The sequence below is a fragment of the Roseovarius atlanticus genome (assembly GCF_019802205.1).
Classification (GTDB): Bacteria; Pseudomonadota; Alphaproteobacteria; order Rhodobacterales; family Rhodobacteraceae; genus Roseovarius; species Roseovarius atlanticus_A.
Genome location: NZ_JAHVHQ010000004.1, coordinates 145,279 through 160,438, shown reverse-complemented (window position 1 = coordinate 160,438; position 15,160 = coordinate 145,279). Strand labels below are relative to the sequence as shown.

At 68.0% G+C, this 15,160-nt stretch carries 16 protein-coding genes; 5 read left to right on the top strand and 11 right to left on the bottom strand.

The window, feature by feature from the left end:
* Positions 1 to 193: 193 nt before the first annotated feature.
* The 7 genes from KUV49_RS17365 to KUV49_RS17335 form a co-directional block, all read right to left on the bottom strand.
* Complete coding sequence (locus KUV49_RS17365; protein WP_222452237.1) at positions 194 to 673, bottom strand: hypothetical protein; 480 nt, start codon at positions 671 to 673, stop codon at positions 194 to 196.
* Positions 670 to 1,152, bottom strand: a complete 483-nt coding sequence (locus KUV49_RS17360; RefSeq protein WP_222452236.1) for an RNA pyrophosphohydrolase — start codon at positions 1,150 to 1,152, stop codon at positions 670 to 672. The genes KUV49_RS17365 and KUV49_RS17360 overlap by 4 nt, the downstream gene beginning before the upstream one ends.
* The gene (locus KUV49_RS17355) at positions 1,149 to 3,161 is read right to left on the bottom strand and encodes a M3 family metallopeptidase (protein ID WP_222452235.1); all 2,013 of its coding nucleotides are present in this window, start codon (positions 3,159 to 3,161) and stop codon (positions 1,149 to 1,151) included. The genes KUV49_RS17360 and KUV49_RS17355 overlap by 4 nt, the downstream gene beginning before the upstream one ends.
* The gene (locus KUV49_RS17350) at positions 3,139 to 4,203 is read right to left on the bottom strand and encodes a HesA/MoeB/ThiF family protein (protein ID WP_222452234.1); all 1,065 of its coding nucleotides are present in this window, start codon (positions 4,201 to 4,203) and stop codon (positions 3,139 to 3,141) included. Before KUV49_RS17350 ends, KUV49_RS17355 begins: the two co-directional genes overlap by 23 nt.
* Positions 4,203 to 4,658 (bottom strand): dUTP diphosphatase, encoded by a 456-nt coding sequence (dut, locus tag KUV49_RS17345; protein WP_222452233.1) that lies wholly within the window; start codon positions 4,656 to 4,658, stop codon positions 4,203 to 4,205. The genes KUV49_RS17350 and dut overlap by 1 nt, the downstream gene beginning before the upstream one ends.
* A gap of 80 nt (positions 4,659 to 4,738) precedes the next feature.
* On the bottom strand, positions 4,739 to 5,932 hold the full coding sequence (gene coaBC / locus KUV49_RS17340) for a bifunctional phosphopantothenoylcysteine decarboxylase/phosphopantothenate--cysteine ligase CoaBC (RefSeq protein ID WP_222452232.1): 1,194 nt from the start codon (positions 5,930 to 5,932) through the stop codon (positions 4,739 to 4,741).
* 137 nt (positions 5,933 to 6,069) lie between these two features.
* A complete protein-coding gene (locus tag KUV49_RS17335; RefSeq protein WP_222452231.1) occupies positions 6,070 to 6,948 on the bottom strand; it encodes an RNA polymerase factor sigma-32 in 879 nt (292 codons plus the stop codon).
* Between the two features lie 100 nt (positions 6,949 to 7,048).
* Between KUV49_RS17335 and KUV49_RS17330 the strand changes: the two genes are divergently transcribed.
* The 4 genes from KUV49_RS17330 (at position 7,049) to KUV49_RS17315 (ending at position 10,714) form a co-directional block, all read left to right on the top strand.
* Complete coding sequence (locus KUV49_RS17330; protein ID WP_222452230.1) at positions 7,049 to 7,552, top strand: bifunctional adenosylcobinamide kinase/adenosylcobinamide-phosphate guanylyltransferase; 504 nt, start codon at positions 7,049 to 7,051, stop codon at positions 7,550 to 7,552.
* Positions 7,549 to 8,124 carry a histidine phosphatase family protein gene (locus KUV49_RS17325; protein ID WP_222452229.1) on the top strand — a complete coding sequence of 192 codons (576 nt, stop codon included), beginning with the start codon at positions 7,549 to 7,551 and terminating at the stop codon, positions 8,122 to 8,124. Before KUV49_RS17330 ends, KUV49_RS17325 begins: the two co-directional genes overlap by 4 nt.
* 58 nt (positions 8,125 to 8,182) lie before the next feature.
* Complete coding sequence (locus tag KUV49_RS17320) at positions 8,183 to 9,061, top strand: glutathione S-transferase (RefSeq protein WP_222452228.1); 879 nt, start codon at positions 8,183 to 8,185, stop codon at positions 9,059 to 9,061.
* A 138-nt stretch (positions 9,062 to 9,199) separates the two neighbouring features.
* Positions 9,200 to 10,714 (top strand): YifB family Mg chelatase-like AAA ATPase, encoded by a 1,515-nt coding sequence (locus KUV49_RS17315; protein ID WP_222452227.1) that lies wholly within the window; start codon positions 9,200 to 9,202, stop codon positions 10,712 to 10,714.
* Here KUV49_RS17315 and KUV49_RS17310 read toward each other — a convergent pair.
* From KUV49_RS17310 to rsmI, 4 genes are read right to left on the bottom strand one after another with little or no spacing between them, the layout of a single operon-like run.
* A complete protein-coding gene (locus tag KUV49_RS17310; protein ID WP_222452226.1) occupies positions 10,680 to 11,588 on the bottom strand; it encodes an alpha/beta hydrolase in 909 nt (302 codons plus the stop codon). The two genes, KUV49_RS17315 and KUV49_RS17310, sit on opposite strands and share 35 nt — an antisense overlap.
* Positions 11,585 to 12,520 carry a glutathione synthase gene (gshB, locus tag KUV49_RS17305; RefSeq protein WP_222452225.1) on the bottom strand — a complete coding sequence of 312 codons (936 nt, stop codon included), beginning with the start codon at positions 12,518 to 12,520 and terminating at the stop codon, positions 11,585 to 11,587. Before gshB ends, KUV49_RS17310 begins: the two co-directional genes overlap by 4 nt.
* Positions 12,521 to 12,578: 58 nt before the next feature.
* Entirely contained in the window at positions 12,579 to 12,968 is a 390-nt protein-coding gene (locus KUV49_RS17300; RefSeq protein WP_222452224.1) for a YraN family protein, read from the bottom strand.
* A 60-nt stretch (positions 12,969 to 13,028) separates the two neighbouring features.
* Complete coding sequence (rsmI, locus tag KUV49_RS17295) at positions 13,029 to 13,883, bottom strand: 16S rRNA (cytidine(1402)-2'-O)-methyltransferase (RefSeq protein WP_222452223.1); 855 nt, start codon at positions 13,881 to 13,883, stop codon at positions 13,029 to 13,031.
* An 86-nt stretch (positions 13,884 to 13,969) separates the two neighbouring features.
* Between rsmI and KUV49_RS17290 the strand changes: the two genes are divergently transcribed.
* A complete protein-coding gene (locus KUV49_RS17290; protein ID WP_222452222.1) occupies positions 13,970 to 15,154 on the top strand; it encodes a penicillin-binding protein activator in 1,185 nt (394 codons plus the stop codon).
* Positions 15,155 to 15,160: the final 6 nt, after the last annotated feature.

Sequence of the window (15,160 nt, the reverse complement as noted above, 5' to 3'; positions counted from 1 at the left end):
TTCAAGGCACTTTATGCCGGCAACTTCCGCAAAACCTTCAATCGAAGCGCCCATGTCAGCCAATCGCCAGCCCGTCCGGGCGGTCTGGCGATCGCGCGGCGGCCTGCGGCCTTGATCCCGCGCGAACCATCGCACCACGTCCCGGACCCGATCCGGGACCTCGTAGGGTGGGTGAAAACCCACGCGCGCGCCCTCACTTCAACGGCGCACACTCCAACCCGCCGATACAGGCCTCCACCTGTTCCACCTGCTCCGCCGATGGCTCCGGGAACGCCCAACTGCCGCAGGGATCCGCCACCATCACCAGCTTCCGCCCATGTTTCTCAAGGAAAACCAGGTACTCCACCCCCGACTGCGCCCCGCCACACCACGGCCCGAAACAGCTGACTTCCAACGTAATGTCCCGCGCAAAAGGCGTCGTGAACCCCGCCCGCGACAGCGACGTCCCCTCCAGCCGCGCCGGAATCGTCACCACCCGCCGATCCTGGCTGGTCCCGTCATTCTCCGGCAACCGCGCCGCGTCGAACCGCAACGCCCCGGTCACCACCACATAGGCCTGCTCCGCCTCCGACGCCTGGTTATAGGTCCGCGCCACGTCCGGCCGCAGGCAGGACAGCGCCAGCGCCGGGCCGGCCGCCAGCACCAAAACCATGCTCGTCAAAAACACCTTCATAGCCGGTCTCCGAACGCGTCCATCACCTTGGCATAAACCCCGCGCTTGAACGGCACGATGGCGTCCACCACGTCCTCGGGCGCGATCCATTTCCACTCGGAAAACTCCGCCGGCGGCAGGGTAATGTCCACATCCGCATCGCTCCCGTGAAACCGCAGCAGGAACCACTTCTGCATCTGCCCCCGGTACCGTGCCTTCCACAGCTTCGGCACCAGATCATGCGGCAGATCATAGGGGATCCACTCCGGCGTCTCCGCCTCCACCGTCACCAGATCGGCCTTCACGCCGGTCTCTTCCCACAACTCGCGCAGGGCCGCGTCGCGCGGGTCCTCGCCCTCGTCGATCCCGCCCTGCGGCATCTGCCAGGCGTCATACTCGCTGTCGATCCGCTGGCCGACGAAAACCTTGCCGTCCCCGTTCACCAGCATCACGCCCGCGCAGGGCCGATAGGGCAGTTTCTCGATCTCTTCCGGTGTCACGCCGCCAGCCCCCGTCCTTTCAACAGCGCCTCGACGCCGGGCATCCGCCCCCGGAAGGCCAGGTACAGCTCCTCCGCCTCGCGCGAGCCGCCCATAGACAGGATATTCTCTTCCAGCGCCCGCGCCTTCCCGGCATCGAAGGCCCCGCCAGCCTCCTCGAAGGCGGCAAAGGCATCGGCATCCATCACTTCCGACCACATGTAGCTGTAATAGCCGCTCGAATACCCGTCACCGCTGAACACATGCGCGAAATGAGGCGTCGCGTGGCGCATCCGGATCGCGTGCGGCATCCCCATCTCCGCCAGTACCTCGGCCTGTTTCGCCATCGGATCGTCGGGCGCTTCGCCCTCGTGGAACGCCAGATCGACCATGGCCGAGGCCACGTATTCCACCGTCTGGAACCCCATATCGTACGTGGCAGCGCCCAGCACCTTGTCCAGCATCTCCTGCGGCATCGGCTCGCCCGTCTCGGCATGGGTGGCGAACTCCGACAGCACCTCCGGCACTTCCAGCCAATGTTCGTACAATTGACTCGGCAACTCCACGAAATCCCGCGCCACGGAGGTGCCGGAAATGCTCTCATAGGTCACGTCCGACAGCATCTGGTGCAGCGCATGGCCGAACTCGTGAAACAGCGTCCGCGCATCGTCATAGCTCAAGAGCGCCGGATCGCCCTTGGCAAAATTGCACACGTTGATCACCACCGGCCCCTTCACATCGGGAAACTTGTGCTGGCCCCGCATGGCCGAACACCACGCCCCCGACCGCTTCGATCCGCGCGCAAAGTAATCCCCGATGAACACGGCCACGTGACGCCCGTCCCGCGTCACCTCCCACGCCCGGCAATCGGGATGGTAGAGCGGCACGTCCAGCCGCTCAAACTCCAGCCCAAACAGCCGATGCGCACAGGCAAACGCCGCCTCGATCATCCGGTCCAGCTGCAGATACGGCTTCAGCGCCGTCTCATCCAGGTCATGCTCGATCTTGCGCCGCTTCTCGGAATAATACCGCCAATCCCACGGCTCCAGCGGACCATTGACGCCGTCCTCGCGCATCATCTCTGTCAGCACCTCGGCATCCGCCTCCGCCTGCGCGCGCGCCGGTCCCCAGACATCCATCAGCAGGCCCCGCACCGCCTCGGGCGTCTTGGCCATTTCGGTCTCCAGCTTGAAGGCCGCGAAACTCTCGTAGCCCAGCAGCTTCGCCCGCTCCTCGCGCAGCTTCAGCACTTCGGCGGCAATCCCGCGGTTGTCTGTCTCGCCGCCATTGGCCCCGCGCGAGGTCCACGCGGCATAGGCCTTCTCGCGCAAATCGCGCCGGGGCGAGAACTGCAGGAACGGCACGATCAACGACCGCGACAACGTGATCACCGGCCCGTCAACGCCCTTCTCCTCACCCGCCGCCCGGGCCGAGCGCAAGACGAACTCCGGCAGCCCCTCCAGGTCCGCCTCGCTCAGTTCCATGTACCATCCGGCCTCGTCCTTCAACAGGTTCTGCGTGAACGCCGTTCCCAGCTCCGCCAGCCGCGCGCGGATCTCGCGCATCCGCGTGTCCGCATCGCCGTCCAGCCCGGCCCCGGCCCGCCGGAACCCGCGATGGGTCAGCATCAGCACCCGCTCCTGCTCCTCGGTCAGCCCAAGGCTCTCGCGCCCCTCCCAAAGCGTCGCGATCCGCTGGAACAGCGCCTTGTTCCCGTAAATCTCGGACGAATACGCCGCCAGCTTCGGGCTGAACTCCCGCTGCAATTCCTGCCGCCTGTCGTTGCTGTCCGCCCCCGCCACGGTGAAGAACACCGACAACACCTTGTCCAGTGTCTTCCCCGCCACTTCCAGCGCCTCCACCGTGTTGGCGAATGTCGCAGGCTCGGGATTGTCCGCAATCGCCGCGATCTCGCCCCGCGCCTCTTCCAGCGCGGCCTCGAACGCCGGCGCGAAATCCTCGTCCGACACCCGGTCGAACGGTGCCATCTCGAACGGCGTCTCCCACTCACTCAACAGCGGATTGGTCATCTTGCTCTCCTCGTTGGCCGCACACGGCGCAGTCCGCCCGGCGGCTCAGTGATATCTTCCGGCTTTCCCCATATAGGGCATCGTAAATCAGCATTTCACCCCGGAGCGGCGCACCCGCGTCCGCGATCACCTTCACGGCTTCCACCGCCATCATCGACCCCACCACGCCCGGCAACGGCCCCAACACACCGGCTTCCGCGCAGCTCGGCGCCAGCCCCGGCGCCGGGGCCTCGGGGAAGATGCACTGGTAACACGGCGCGCCATTCGCCGGATCGAACACGCTCACCTGTCCTTCCCACTGCGACAAGGCCCCGGATATCAACGGCTTGCCCTGCGCCACCGCCACCCGGTTCGCCAGATAGCGCGTGTCGAAATTGTCCGTCCCGTCCAGGATCAGATCATACTCGGCAAACAAGTCCGCCGCGATCTCCTCGCTCAACCGCCGCTGGTAAGGGCGCATCTCCACGTAAGGATTCACATCCCGCGCCGCCTGCGCGGCAGACTGCACCTTCGGCATGTCGATCCGCGCGTCGGTATGGATCACCTGCCGCTGCAGGTTCGTCGCATCCACAACGTCATCGTCGATCACCCCGATCCGGCCCACGCCCGCCGCCGCCAGGTACAGGATCGCTGGCGAGCCCAGCCCCCCGGCCCCGATCACCAGCACCTTCGCCTGCTTCAGCGCCTTTTGCCCCGGCCCGCCGATCTCGCGCAGCACGATGTGCCGCGCATAACGTTCCAGCTCGGACGGCGCGAACAGCCCCTTGGGCTTTTCCGGCTCCGGCGCCGCCACCCGGCCCCGCAGCCGCCGCAGCACCTGCCGATAGGCCAGCACCAGCGCCACGCCGCCCCCCAACAGCAGCCAAGGTGCCACCTCGCCGCCGGTTGCCTCGCGTATTCCGTTGCCTTCGGGCAGCACCAGTTGCGTCAGCACGACAAAGGCCCACAAGGCGCCGATCATGCCCCAGCGCTGTCGGCGCGGCGCGCCCATCCACGCGCCCAGGCCCCAGATCGCCCCGGCCAGCACGAATACCAACAGCATCAGCCCGCCCCCGTGGACCCGAAACCGGCCGCCCCGCGCGCCGTCTCCTCAAGGGTTTCCACCACCTCGAACCCGGCCTGCACCACCGGCGCCACCACCATCTGCGCAATCCGCATCCCATGCTCCACCGTGAAGGGCGCATCCCCCGCATTCATCACGATCACCCCCAAGGGCCCGCGATAATCGCTGTCGATCGTCCCGGGGCTGTTAGGCAGCGTGATCCCATGCTTCAACGCCAGCCCCGAGCGTGGCCGCAGCTGCACCTCGTACCCCTCCGGTATCGCCAGCCGCAGCCCCGTCGGCACCAGCGCCCGCGCCCCCGGCGCGATCACCACCACACCCCGGTCGGGCAGGTTGGCGCGCAGATCCGCCCCCGCCGCCCCCGCGGTCTCATAGCTCGGCAGGCCCAAATCGCGATCCGCGCCCTCGTCCCACATCACCGAAATGCTCACCATGCGCCGGTTCTTCCCGCTTTTCCTCTGGCCATAAATATCCTCGCCGAAGGCACACAACTCTTCCGGCGCACCATCCGGTCTCAGCCCAGCGCCGCCGCGATGCGCTCCGCCAGCCGCCGCGCCACGTCCGCCTTCGACATGCGCGGCCATGCCTCGGCCCCATCTGCCGTGATCAACGTCACCGCGTTCTCGGTGCCGCCCATGATCCCCGTCGCCGGGCTCACGTCATTGGCCACGATCCAGTCGCACCCCTTGCGCGCCCGCTTGGCCGTGGCGTGCGCCACCACGTCATCGGTCTCGGCGGCAAAGCCCACCACCAATCCCGGCCGCCCCGCCTCCAACCGGCTGACCGTGGCCAGGATGTCGGGGTTCTCCGCGAACTCCAGCACCGGCAGCTTGCCGCCCTCTTTCTTGATCTTGCTCGCCCCCGCGCTGGCAACACGCCAATCCGCCACGGCGGCGGCGAATACCCCCGCGTCAGCCGGCAGCGCGGCCTCCACCGCCTGCAACATCTCCTGCGCGGTCTCGACCCTCACCACCTCGACCCCCTCGGGCGGGGCCACATCCGCCGGCCCGGTGACGAACACCACCTCCGCCCCCGCGCCCGCCAGCGCCCTGGCAATCGCCGTACCCTGCGCACCGGACGAGCGGTTGGCGATATACCGCACCGGGTCGATCGGCTCATGCGTCGGCCCCGACGTCACCACGATCCGCTTGCCCGCCAGCGGCCCGGACGCCAGTCTTGCCTCCACCGCCGCCACGATCTCCAGCGGCTCCGACATCCGCCCCGGCCCATACTCGCCGCACGCCATGTCGCCCGCATTGGGCCCGACAAACCCGATCCCGTCGCCTTTGAGGGTCGCGATATTCCTTTGCGTCGCCGCATGCTCCCACATCCGCACGTTCATCGCGGGCGCCAGCAGCACCGCCGTATCCGTCGCCAGCAGCAGCGTCGAGGCCAGGTCATCCGCCTGCCCCCCGGCCATCTTCGCCATCAAATCCGCCGTCGCCGGGGCCACCACGATCAGGTCCGCGCTGCGGCTCAGCTCGATATGCCCCATCTCGGCCTCGTCGGTCAGGTCGAAAAGGTCCCGGAACACCTTCGCCCCCGCCAGCGCCGACACCGACAGCGGCGTCACGAACTCCGCGCCGGCCTTCGTCAGAACCGGCGTCACCGCCGCACCGCGCTCGCGCAGCCGCCGGATCAGGTCCAGCGCCTTGTAGGCCGCGATCCCGCCCCCGATGATCAGCAAAATACGTTTTCCGGCCAGCATGCGAAGGCTCCCTTCAGTCTCGGCCAGACACTATGCCCGGACCCCGCACGGCACAAGGCCCGCCACCCGGCCACGAAAAAACGCCGCCGCACCCCGCGACAGCGTCATTTCTCGTCTCCCGAAGCCTCTTGAAGGACTCAGGCCAGCAGGCTTTGCACCTCGCCGCCCTGCTTTTCCAGGTACCGGCGCATCTTCTGGAACGCCGCCGCCTCGATCTGGCGCACGCGCTCTTTGGACAGGCTCAGCTCCTCGCCAAGGCTCTCCAGCGTCCGCGCCTCGTCCTTCAGCTTGCGCTGCACGACGATGAACCGCTCGCGCTCGTTGAGCTTGGACATCGCACCGCCCAGCCAGTTGCGCAGCGCGCCCCGGTCGTGGTCTTCCTCGACCAGCTCGTCGCCACGCTTGCCCTCGTCCTCGATCGTATCGATCCACTCGCGACCCTCGTCCTCGGTCGACTGCGTCGCGTTCAGCGAAAAATCGGTGCCCGACAGCCGGCCTTCCATCATCTCCACGTCACGCAACGGCACGCCCACCTCGATGGCGATCATCTCGCGCATCTGGTGGCGGTCCAGCGTCTCGCCCTTGGCCATGGATTCGCGTTCCAGCCGGGCCTGCACCCGCCGCATGTTGAAGAACAGCGATTTCTGGCTGCTGGTCGACCCGGTGCGCACCATCGACCAGTTGCGCATCACGTAATCCTGGATGCTCGCCTTGATCCACCACACCGCGTAGGTCGAGAACCGCACGCCGCGGTCGGGATCGAACTTGTCCGCGGCCTTCATCAGCCCCAGACCCGCCTCCTGGATCAGGTCGTTCATCGGCGCGCCGTAGCGACGGTACTTCGAGGCCATCGAAATCGCCAGCCGCATGTAAGCGGTGATCAGGCGATGCAGCGCCGCCTCGTCCCGCTGGTCGCGCCAGGCATAGGCCAATGTCAGTTCGGTCTCGGCGTCAAGCAGTTCGGCCTTCATCGCCGCGCGTGACATGTTTGTGCTGAAATTGCCATCCAAGGCCATGGTGAAATACTCCCGGTCGCGGTTCGAAGCAGCTTTTTTGCAGTCTTTGGTGGTGGTACGCACGATCCCAACGCGCGGATCACGAAAAGGATGCAAAAAAATGTTGCCTGGACTCACAATCGTTTTAGGGAGCATCGGATCCGGCAAGACGATCCTTGCCGAAGAGCTGGTTCTCGGCACCGGCCGAACCCCCGTCGCGCTGGTGACCACACCTCCCGACGACACCGGGATCCAGGCCACGCTCGCCCGGCGTCAGGCGTCGCCGCACACCGCCTGGCATACCCGTCACGAACCGCTCGATATCGGTCGCGCCCTCGCCGGGATCAGCGGCGACAGCGCCGTTCTCGTCGACGCGCTGCCGCTCTGGCTGGCCAATCGGGCCGAGGCCGGCCACGACCTGGCCGAGGCCGAAGCAGAGCTCATGGCCGGCCTTGCCCTCTGCGCCGCGCCCGTGGTGATGATCACCCGCGCGCCCGAAATCTGCGAAGACGCCACGCTGCGCGCCGCCCGCGGACGGCTGAACATGAAACTTGCCGCCACGGCGGGGCTCGTGGTCAATGTCACCGCCGGCCTGCCGCAGGTACTCAAGGGCAGCCTGCCGTGAAAACCCGGCTGTTCTGGGTCCGCCACGGCCCGACCCACGCCAGGGGCCTCGTCGGCTGGGCCGACCTGCCCGCCGACCTCTCCGACACCGCCCGTGTCGCCCGCCTCGACGCGCACCTGCCGCGGCAAGCCATGCTCGTCTCCTCCGACCTCTCCCGCGCCGTCGCCACCGCCGATGCGCTCGGCGAAACCCGCACGCGCCTGCCGCACGATCCGGCCCTGCGCGAGCTTCACTTCGGCGACTGGGACCTCAAGACCCCCGACGACATCGAGGACCAGGCCCGCTACCAGGCATTCTGGGATCACCCCGGCGAGGTGCGCCCGCCCTCGGGCGAAACCTGGCCCGAGCTTGCCGCCCGCGCGGGCGCCGCCACCGATGCGCTCATCGCCGCCCATCCCGGTGCCGACCTCGTGATCGTCGCCCATCTCGGCGTCATCCTGACCCAGGTCCAGCGCGCCCGCGACCTCACCGCGACCGAGGCGTTCTCGCACAGCATCGCCCCCCTCTCGGTGACCGAACTGCACCACACGCCGGCGGGCTGGCACGTGGCGGGCATCAATCACACCCCGTGATGCACACCCGCACAAATGATCGCTTTGCGCCGTCCCGCCCCCGGCCTAACGTCGCGCCATGACATATGACCTTTTCATCGGCGACCGCACGTTCTCAAGCTGGTCCCTGCGCGGCTGGCTCATGCTGGAAAAGTTCGGCCTTCCGCACCGCACCCACATGGTCGGACTCTATGACGGCACCATGGCCGAGGACCTCAAGGATCTCGCCCCCGCCCGCCTCGTCCCGGTGATGCGCGACGCGGACGGCATCGTCATCTTCGACAGCCTCGCCATGGCCGAAACCCTGGCCGAACGCCACCCCGAGGCCGCCCTCTGGCCTGCCGACCCGGCCGCCCGCGCCCTCGCCCGCTCGATCACCGCCGAAATGCATTCCGGCTTTTCCGCCCTGCGCGCCGACTGCCCGATGCAGCTTCGCCACCAGTGGCAGGGAGTCACGCCCTCCGACACCGTCAGGGCGGACCTTTCGCGCATCGGCACGCTCTGGGCCATGGCCCGCACCCGCCACGGCGCGGACGGCCCCTGGCTCTTCGGGCGCTACAGCCTCGCCGATGCCTTCTACGCCCCGGTCGCCGCCCGCATTGCCGGCTATGGCCTCTCCGTCGGCAAGACGGCGCAGGCCTATGTCGACACCACGCTGGCCGACCCGGCCTTCCGCCAGTGGCGCGCGCTCGGCCTCACCAAATCCTACGACCCTGTCCCCTACGATCTACCGCTCGACCATACAACTTGGCCCGGCCCCCGCCCTGTCCCGGCCCGCGCCGTCACCGACGGCACGCCCGAAAACACCGCCTGCCCCTATTCCGGCAAGGCACCAACGCACCTGATGGAAACCGGCGGGCGCATTTTCGGCTTCTGCAACGCCACCTGCCGCGACAAGACCGTCGCCGACCCCGAGGCCTGGCCCGCCTTCACCGCCATGCGCGACGCCGCGACCTGACGCCCCTCTTCCTCTGGCCCAAAATATCCCCGCCGGAGGCTCCGACAGCCGCCACCGGCGCGACCCCGAAGACGGTTAACCATTCCTAAACCACTGGCGCGCTATCCGTTAACCATTCTCACGGGAACGGAGTCCCCCATGGTCGCCCGCGCCTATACCGTCGCCTTCGAGGGCGTCGAGGCCCGCCAGGTCGAGGTGCAATGCGCCGTCACCCCCGGCGTCCCGGCCTTCTCGCTCGTCGGCCTGCCCGACAAGGCCGTGTCCGAGGCCCGCGACCGCGTCCGCACGGCGCTGTCGTCCATGGCCATCGCGCTCCCCTCCAAGCGCATCACCATCAACCTCTCGCCCGCCGACATGCCCAAGGAAGGCAGCCATTTCGACCTGCCCATCGCGCTGGCCTTGCTCGCCGCGCTCGAAATCATTCCCCCCGACGCCGTCGAAGGCACGTGCAGCTTGGGCGAGCTCTCCCTAGACGGCTCGCTCATCCCGGTCATCGGCGCGCTCCCCGCCGCCATGGCCGCGGCCGAGGAAGACCGCACGCTTCTCTGCCCCAAGGGCTCGGGGGCCGAGGCCGCCTGGGTCGGCGCCACCCAGGTGATCGGCGCGGCCACGCTCGCCGACGTGGTCCGCCACTACACCGGCCAGTCGCCCCTGCCGCCTGCCGAACCGGGCGAGGTCACCGCGGATGTCTCGGGCCGCGACCTGCGCGACGTCAAGGGCCAGGAACGCGCCAAGCGCGCGCTGAAAATCGCCGCAGCGGGCCGCCATCACCTGATGATGGTCGGCACGCCCGGCTCCGGCAAATCCATGCTGGCGGCGCGCCTGCCCGGCATCCTGCCGCCCCTGACGGCGCCCGAGGCGCTGGAAACCTCGATGATCCACTCCCTCGCGGGCCTCCTGACCGAGGGCGGCATCAACCGCACGCGCCCCTTCCGCGAACCGCACCACACCGCCTCCATGGCCGCAATCGTCGGCGGCGGGCGCAGGGCGGGCCCGGGCGAGATCAGCCTTGCCCATAACGGCGTCCTCTTCATGGACGAGTTTCCCGAATACCCCCGCGCCGTGCTCGAAACCCTGCGTCAGCCGATCGAGACGGGCGAGGTCGTGGTGGCCCGCGCCAATGCCCATGTCCGCTATCCCTGCCGCTTCCTGCTTGTGGCCGCCGCCAACCCCTGCAAATGCGGCTACCTGCCCGACCCGGCCCGCGCCTGCGCCCGCGTGCCCCAGTGCGGCGAGGATTACATGTCCCGCATCTCGGGCCCCCTGATGGATCGCTTCGATCTGCGCATCGAGGTCCCCCCGGTCAGCTTCACCGATCTCGACCTGCCCCCCTCGGGCGACGGCTCAGCCCAGGTGGCCGAGCGGGTCGCGACGGCGCGGGCGGTGCAACAGGCGCGCTTCTCGGGCCGGCCCGACATGCGCCTCAATGCCGATGCCGAAGGCGAGGCCCTGGAAGAGATTGCCACGCCCGACAGCGAAGGCCGCGCCCTTCTGAACACCGTGGCCGAACGCATGGGGCTGTCGGCGCGCGGCTATCACCGTGTCCTGCGCGTCGCCCGCACCATCGCCGATCTCGACGGGTCCGACGACGTCCGTCGCCCCCACGTGGCCGAAGCGGTCAGCTACCGCTTGACGACGATGAAAGAGACCTGATCCAGTCCCCCAGGTCCGCCAGCGTCTCGCGCCCGTCGGGCAGCAGGTTGTGGAACAGCGGCCAGACATGCGGCAGGTCGTGTTCGACCACCTCGGTCACGTCCACGCCCTCTTCCCGCAGATGCGCTGCCATACGGATCGTGTCGTCGCGCAGCACTTCCGTGTCGCCCACCCCGATCCAGACCGGCGCCGCGCCCTCGAAATCAGCGAAAAGCGGCGAGACGCGCGGGTCCTTCGGGTCCGTGTCGCCAAGATACCACTCGCACATTTCCTCGGCCCGCTCGATCGGCAGCACCACCTCGCTCTCGGCATTCTCGCGGATGCTGTCGCCCGAAAAGGTCAGGTCCGTCACCGGCGACAGGGCAATGCAGCCCAGTGGCTGCGTCAGCCCCTCCCGCGTGATCTCGGCCAGCACCGCCAACGCCAGGCAGCCCCCCGCGCTGTCGCCCACCAGCACCACGCCGCCGGGCCGGTCCATCACCGCGCGGTAGGCCGCCATGCAATCGTCGAACGCGCCCGGAAAGGGCGTCTCCGGCGCCAGCCTGTACTGCACCAGCGCCGCCGGCGCCCGCGCCTCGCGCGACAGCACCGCCAGCATCTTGCGATAGACCCGCGGGCTGCCGAACACGAACCCACCGCCGTGGAAATAAAGGATCAGCGGCCCGTCCTCGCGCCCCACGCCCAGGGCCCAGGTCCACAGCACCGGCACATCGCCCAGCTCGTCCTCGGCCACCGAGGTGCCGCGCGGCGCGTGGAACAGGAACTTCGCCTTGGTCTCGAAGGAGCTGCGCGCCTTGGCGACCGTGGCCTTGCGCAAATGCGGCTTCTCGGTCAGCCGCAGCCACCGATTCAGCAGTGGCCGCATCGCGCTCATGCGCGTTTCGCTTCTATCGCGTCCCAGATCATTCCGGCCACGTTGATCCCGTCGAACCGCTCCAGCTCCTGGATGCCGGTGGGCGAGGTCACGTTGATCTCGGTCAGGTACTGCCCGATCACGTCGATCCCGACAAAGATCTGCCCCGCCTCGCGCAGCTTTGGCCCGATAATGGCACAGATCTCGCGGTCCCGGTCGGTCAGCGCCACCTTCTCGGGCCGCCCGCCCACATGCATGTTCGACCGCACCTCACCCTTGCCGGGCAGGCGGTTGATCGCGCCCACCGGCTCGCCATCCACCAGGATCACGCGCTTGTCGCCGTCCTTGATCTCGGGCAGGTATTTCTGGACGATCAGCGGCTCGCGGCTGAACCCGGTGAACATCTCGTGCAGGCTCGACAGGTTCCGGTCGCTCTCGGGCAGGTGAAAGACCCCCGCGCCGCCATTGCCGTAAAGCGGTTTCAGGATCACGTCGCCATGCTCGGCCTTGAACGCGCGGATCGTATCCAGATCGCGCGCAATCGCCGTGGGCGGCATCAGCTCGGGAAAATCGAGAATCAACAGCTTTTCGGGAAAGTTCCGCACCCAGAACGGGTCGTTGACCACCAGCGTCGTGTCGCGCACCCGCTCCAGCAGATGCGTCGTGGTGATGTAGAACATGTCGAACGGCGGATCCTGGCGCAGCCACACCACGTCGAATTCCGACAGGTCCGCCACCCGCTCTTCGCCCAGGCTGAAATGATCGCCCTTCACCCGCTGCACGGTCAGTGGCCATCCCCGCGCGGTGATCCGCCCCCGGTCATAGGCCAGCTTGTCCGGCGTATAGTAGAACAGGTCGTGCCCCCGTGCCTGTGCCTCCTCGGCCAGGCGAAAGCTGCTGTCCCCGGCAATGTCGATCCCGCCGATCGGATCCATCTGAAAGGCAATCTTCATGGGCCATCCCCGTCCTCTTGCTGCCCTCTACATGGGCCAAGCACCGGCAGGGATCAATTCAGAAATGCCCGAACGCGTTTTCCAATACGGTGACAGCGCCCTGCCCGTCCACGACCGCCAGGTCGAAACGCACCTCGCTCAACTGGCCCTCGGGCGTCTGGCCCAGGTATTCCGACGCCGCCACGTGAATGCGCTGCATCTGCGCCGGACGCAGCAGCGCCATCGCGCTGTCGACAGTGTCCGACGCCTTCACCTCGCAGAACACGTAGACGCCGTCATCGAGAAGGATCAGGTCGATTTCGCCGCCCTGACCCCGCCAGCGCGTTTCTAGCAGGTCGATGCCGCGACGGTCATACTCGAGTGCCACGGATTTCTCGGCAGAGACCCCCTTGTGATAGGCGCGTTGCCCGCGTTCCCTGCGCCTTTGCAGGATGGTGTCGCATGTCATTCCGGTTCACCTTTCGTCACCAAACATTTCGCATCAGACACCAGAACATCTAATTTTTCCCTAACCGCTCAATTCCAGCGCCCTCTGGTATACGACCCGCCGTTTCAGCCCCAGCCGCGCCGCCACCGTATCGGCCGCATCCCGCACGCTCTGCGTCTCCAACGCTTTGCTCAGCGCCGTGTCGAGGTCCTCGCCGCTGCCGGCCGCGGCCGCGCCGCGCTCGATCAGCACCACGATCTCGCCCTTGACCGGCTGCGCCTCCAGCCGTTCGGCCAGTTCGCCCAGCGTGCCGCGCAGCACCTCCTCGAACTTCTTGGTCAGTTCCCGGCAGACCGCCGCCTGCCGCTCGGCGCCCAGCACCTCGGCCGCGTCGCGCAGCATCGCCGCCACCCGCTTGGGCGATTCGTAGAACACCAGCGTTCCCGGCACGCCCGCCACCTCCCGAAGTGCGGATTTCCGCTTGGACCCGCCCGAGGGCAGGAAGCCCGCGAAAAAGAAACGGTCGGTCGGCAAACCGGCCACGGTCAGCGCCGTGACCACCGCCGACGGCCCCGGCGCCGATATCAGCGGAACGCCCTCGGCCACCGCCGCCCGCGCCAGGTCGTACCCGGGGTCCGCCACCATCGGCGTGCCCGCCTCGGACGCGTAAACCACTGATTTCCCCTGCTCCAGCGCCGCCATCAGCCGCGGCCGGGCGCGGTCGCCGTTATGGTCGTGATAGGACACCAGCGGCCTGTCGTTCAGCCTGACCCCGTGGATTTCCATCAACCGCCGCAGGCTGCGCGTGTCCTCTGCGGCCAGCACGTCGGCGCTGGCCAGGATGTCCAGGGTCCGCAACGTGATATCCCGCGCGGCGCCTATCGGCGTCGCCACAAGGTACAGCCCGGGCGCAAGGCTCTGCTTGTCGGGATTCATCACTGGACCCGCCTCTGTGGACGTCTATTATCGTGACCAACTGCGCCGTCCACCCGGACCGCGCGAAAGAAGGAGTTCATACCCCGATGTTTGCCGTTTTCGATGCCGTCCGCAAGCCGTTCCACCGACTTGCCCTTCTGGCCACCATCCTGCTGCTTGCCGCCTGCGACGCCGGACTCCCCGGCGCCGGCGGCAACAGCGGCCAGCGGATCGACCCCGGCGCCGCCGTGCCGGTTGCCCTTCTGGTCCCGCATGGCGCATCCAATCCGCAGGAACAGCGCCTGGCCCGCGACCTGGAAAATGCCGCCCGCATGGCCGTCGCGGACCTGTCGGGCGTGAATATCGACCTGCGCGTCTACGGCACCGCCGGAAACGCCGGCAAGGCCCAGCAGGCGGCGCTCACTGCCGCCGCCGACGGCGCCAAGATCATAGTTGGTCCCCTGCACGCCGAATCCGCCAATGCCGTAGCCGTCGCCATGGCGCCCAAGAACATCAACGTGCTGGCGTTTTCCAACAACCCCACCATCGCGGGCGGCAACCTGCTGATCCTCGGCCAGACCTTCCAGGATACCGCCAACCGCCTGACGGGCTATGCCGTCAGCCAGGGCAAGCGCCGCATCATGACCGTGCATTCGCGCAACCTCGCCGGAGAGCTGGGACGCGACGCCATCGCCCAGGCCATCCGCGCCAACGGCGCGACCTCGGCCGGCGTGGTGAACTACGAGTTTTCCCAAGGCGGGGTCGTAGGTGCCGTGCCGGCGATCAAGGAAAACGCCCAGACCAACAGCGCCGACGCGATCTTCCTGACCGCCAACGCCGCCGGTGCCCTGCCGCTCTTTTCGCAGATGCTGCCCGAGGCGGGGCTGTCCCCGGCCGAAATGCAGTATATCGGCCTCGCCCGCTGGGACGAACCGGCCCAGACGCGCACGCTTCCGGGCGTTCAGAACGGCTGGTTCGCCATCCCCGACCCCCGGCGCGCCAACCAGTTCGCCTCGCGCTTCCAGGCGGCCAACGGCGGAGCGCCGCATGATCTTGCCGGTCTCAGCTACGATGCCATCGCCGCCATCGGCGCGCTGGCGAAATCGGGCCGCGCCGATGCCCTGTCGCGCTCCAGCCTGACGCAGTCGTCGGGCTTCCAGGGCGTGAACGGCATCTTCCGCTTCCTGCCCAACGGCACGACGCAGCGCGGCCTGGCCGTGGCCACCATCCGCAACCAGCAGGTCGTGGTGCTGTCGCCCGCACCCGCCAATTTCGGCCGCGCGGGGCTCTGATCCCGC

Coding starts and splice junctions, on each gene's coding strand:
- KUV49_RS17365 (WP_222452237.1), bottom strand. CDS start 673: ATGAAGGTGTTTTTGACGAGCATGGTTTTGGTGCTGGCGGCCGGCCCG.
- KUV49_RS17355 (WP_222452235.1), bottom strand. CDS start 3,161: ATGACCAATCCGCTGTTGAGTGAGTGGGAGACGCCGTTCGAGATGGCA.
- KUV49_RS17350 (WP_222452234.1), bottom strand. CDS start 4,203: ATGCTGTTGGTATTCGTGCTGGCCGGGGCGATCTGGGGCCTGGGCGCG.
- dut (WP_222452233.1), bottom strand. CDS start 4,658: ATGGTGAGCATTTCGGTGATGTGGGACGAGGGCGCGGATCGCGATTTG.
- coaBC (WP_222452232.1), bottom strand. CDS start 5,932: ATGCTGGCCGGAAAACGTATTTTGCTGATCATCGGGGGCGGGATCGCG.
- KUV49_RS17335 (WP_222452231.1), bottom strand. CDS start 6,948: ATGGCCTTGGATGGCAATTTCAGCACAAACATGTCACGCGCGGCGATG.
- KUV49_RS17330 (WP_222452230.1), top strand. CDS start 7,049: ATGTTGCCTGGACTCACAATCGTTTTAGGGAGCATCGGATCCGGCAAG.
- KUV49_RS17320 (WP_222452228.1), top strand. CDS start 8,183: ATGACATATGACCTTTTCATCGGCGACCGCACGTTCTCAAGCTGGTCC.
- KUV49_RS17315 (WP_222452227.1), top strand. CDS start 9,200: ATGGTCGCCCGCGCCTATACCGTCGCCTTCGAGGGCGTCGAGGCCCGC.
- KUV49_RS17310 (WP_222452226.1), bottom strand. CDS start 11,588: ATGAGCGCGATGCGGCCACTGCTGAATCGGTGGCTGCGGCTGACCGAG.
- gshB (WP_222452225.1), bottom strand. CDS start 12,520: ATGAAGATTGCCTTTCAGATGGATCCGATCGGCGGGATCGACATTGCC.
- KUV49_RS17300 (WP_222452224.1), bottom strand. CDS start 12,968: ATGACATGCGACACCATCCTGCAAAGGCGCAGGGAACGCGGGCAACGC.
- rsmI (WP_222452223.1), bottom strand. CDS start 13,883: ATGAATCCCGACAAGCAGAGCCTTGCGCCCGGGCTGTACCTTGTGGCG.
- KUV49_RS17290 (WP_222452222.1), top strand. CDS start 13,970: ATGTTTGCCGTTTTCGATGCCGTCCGCAAGCCGTTCCACCGACTTGCC.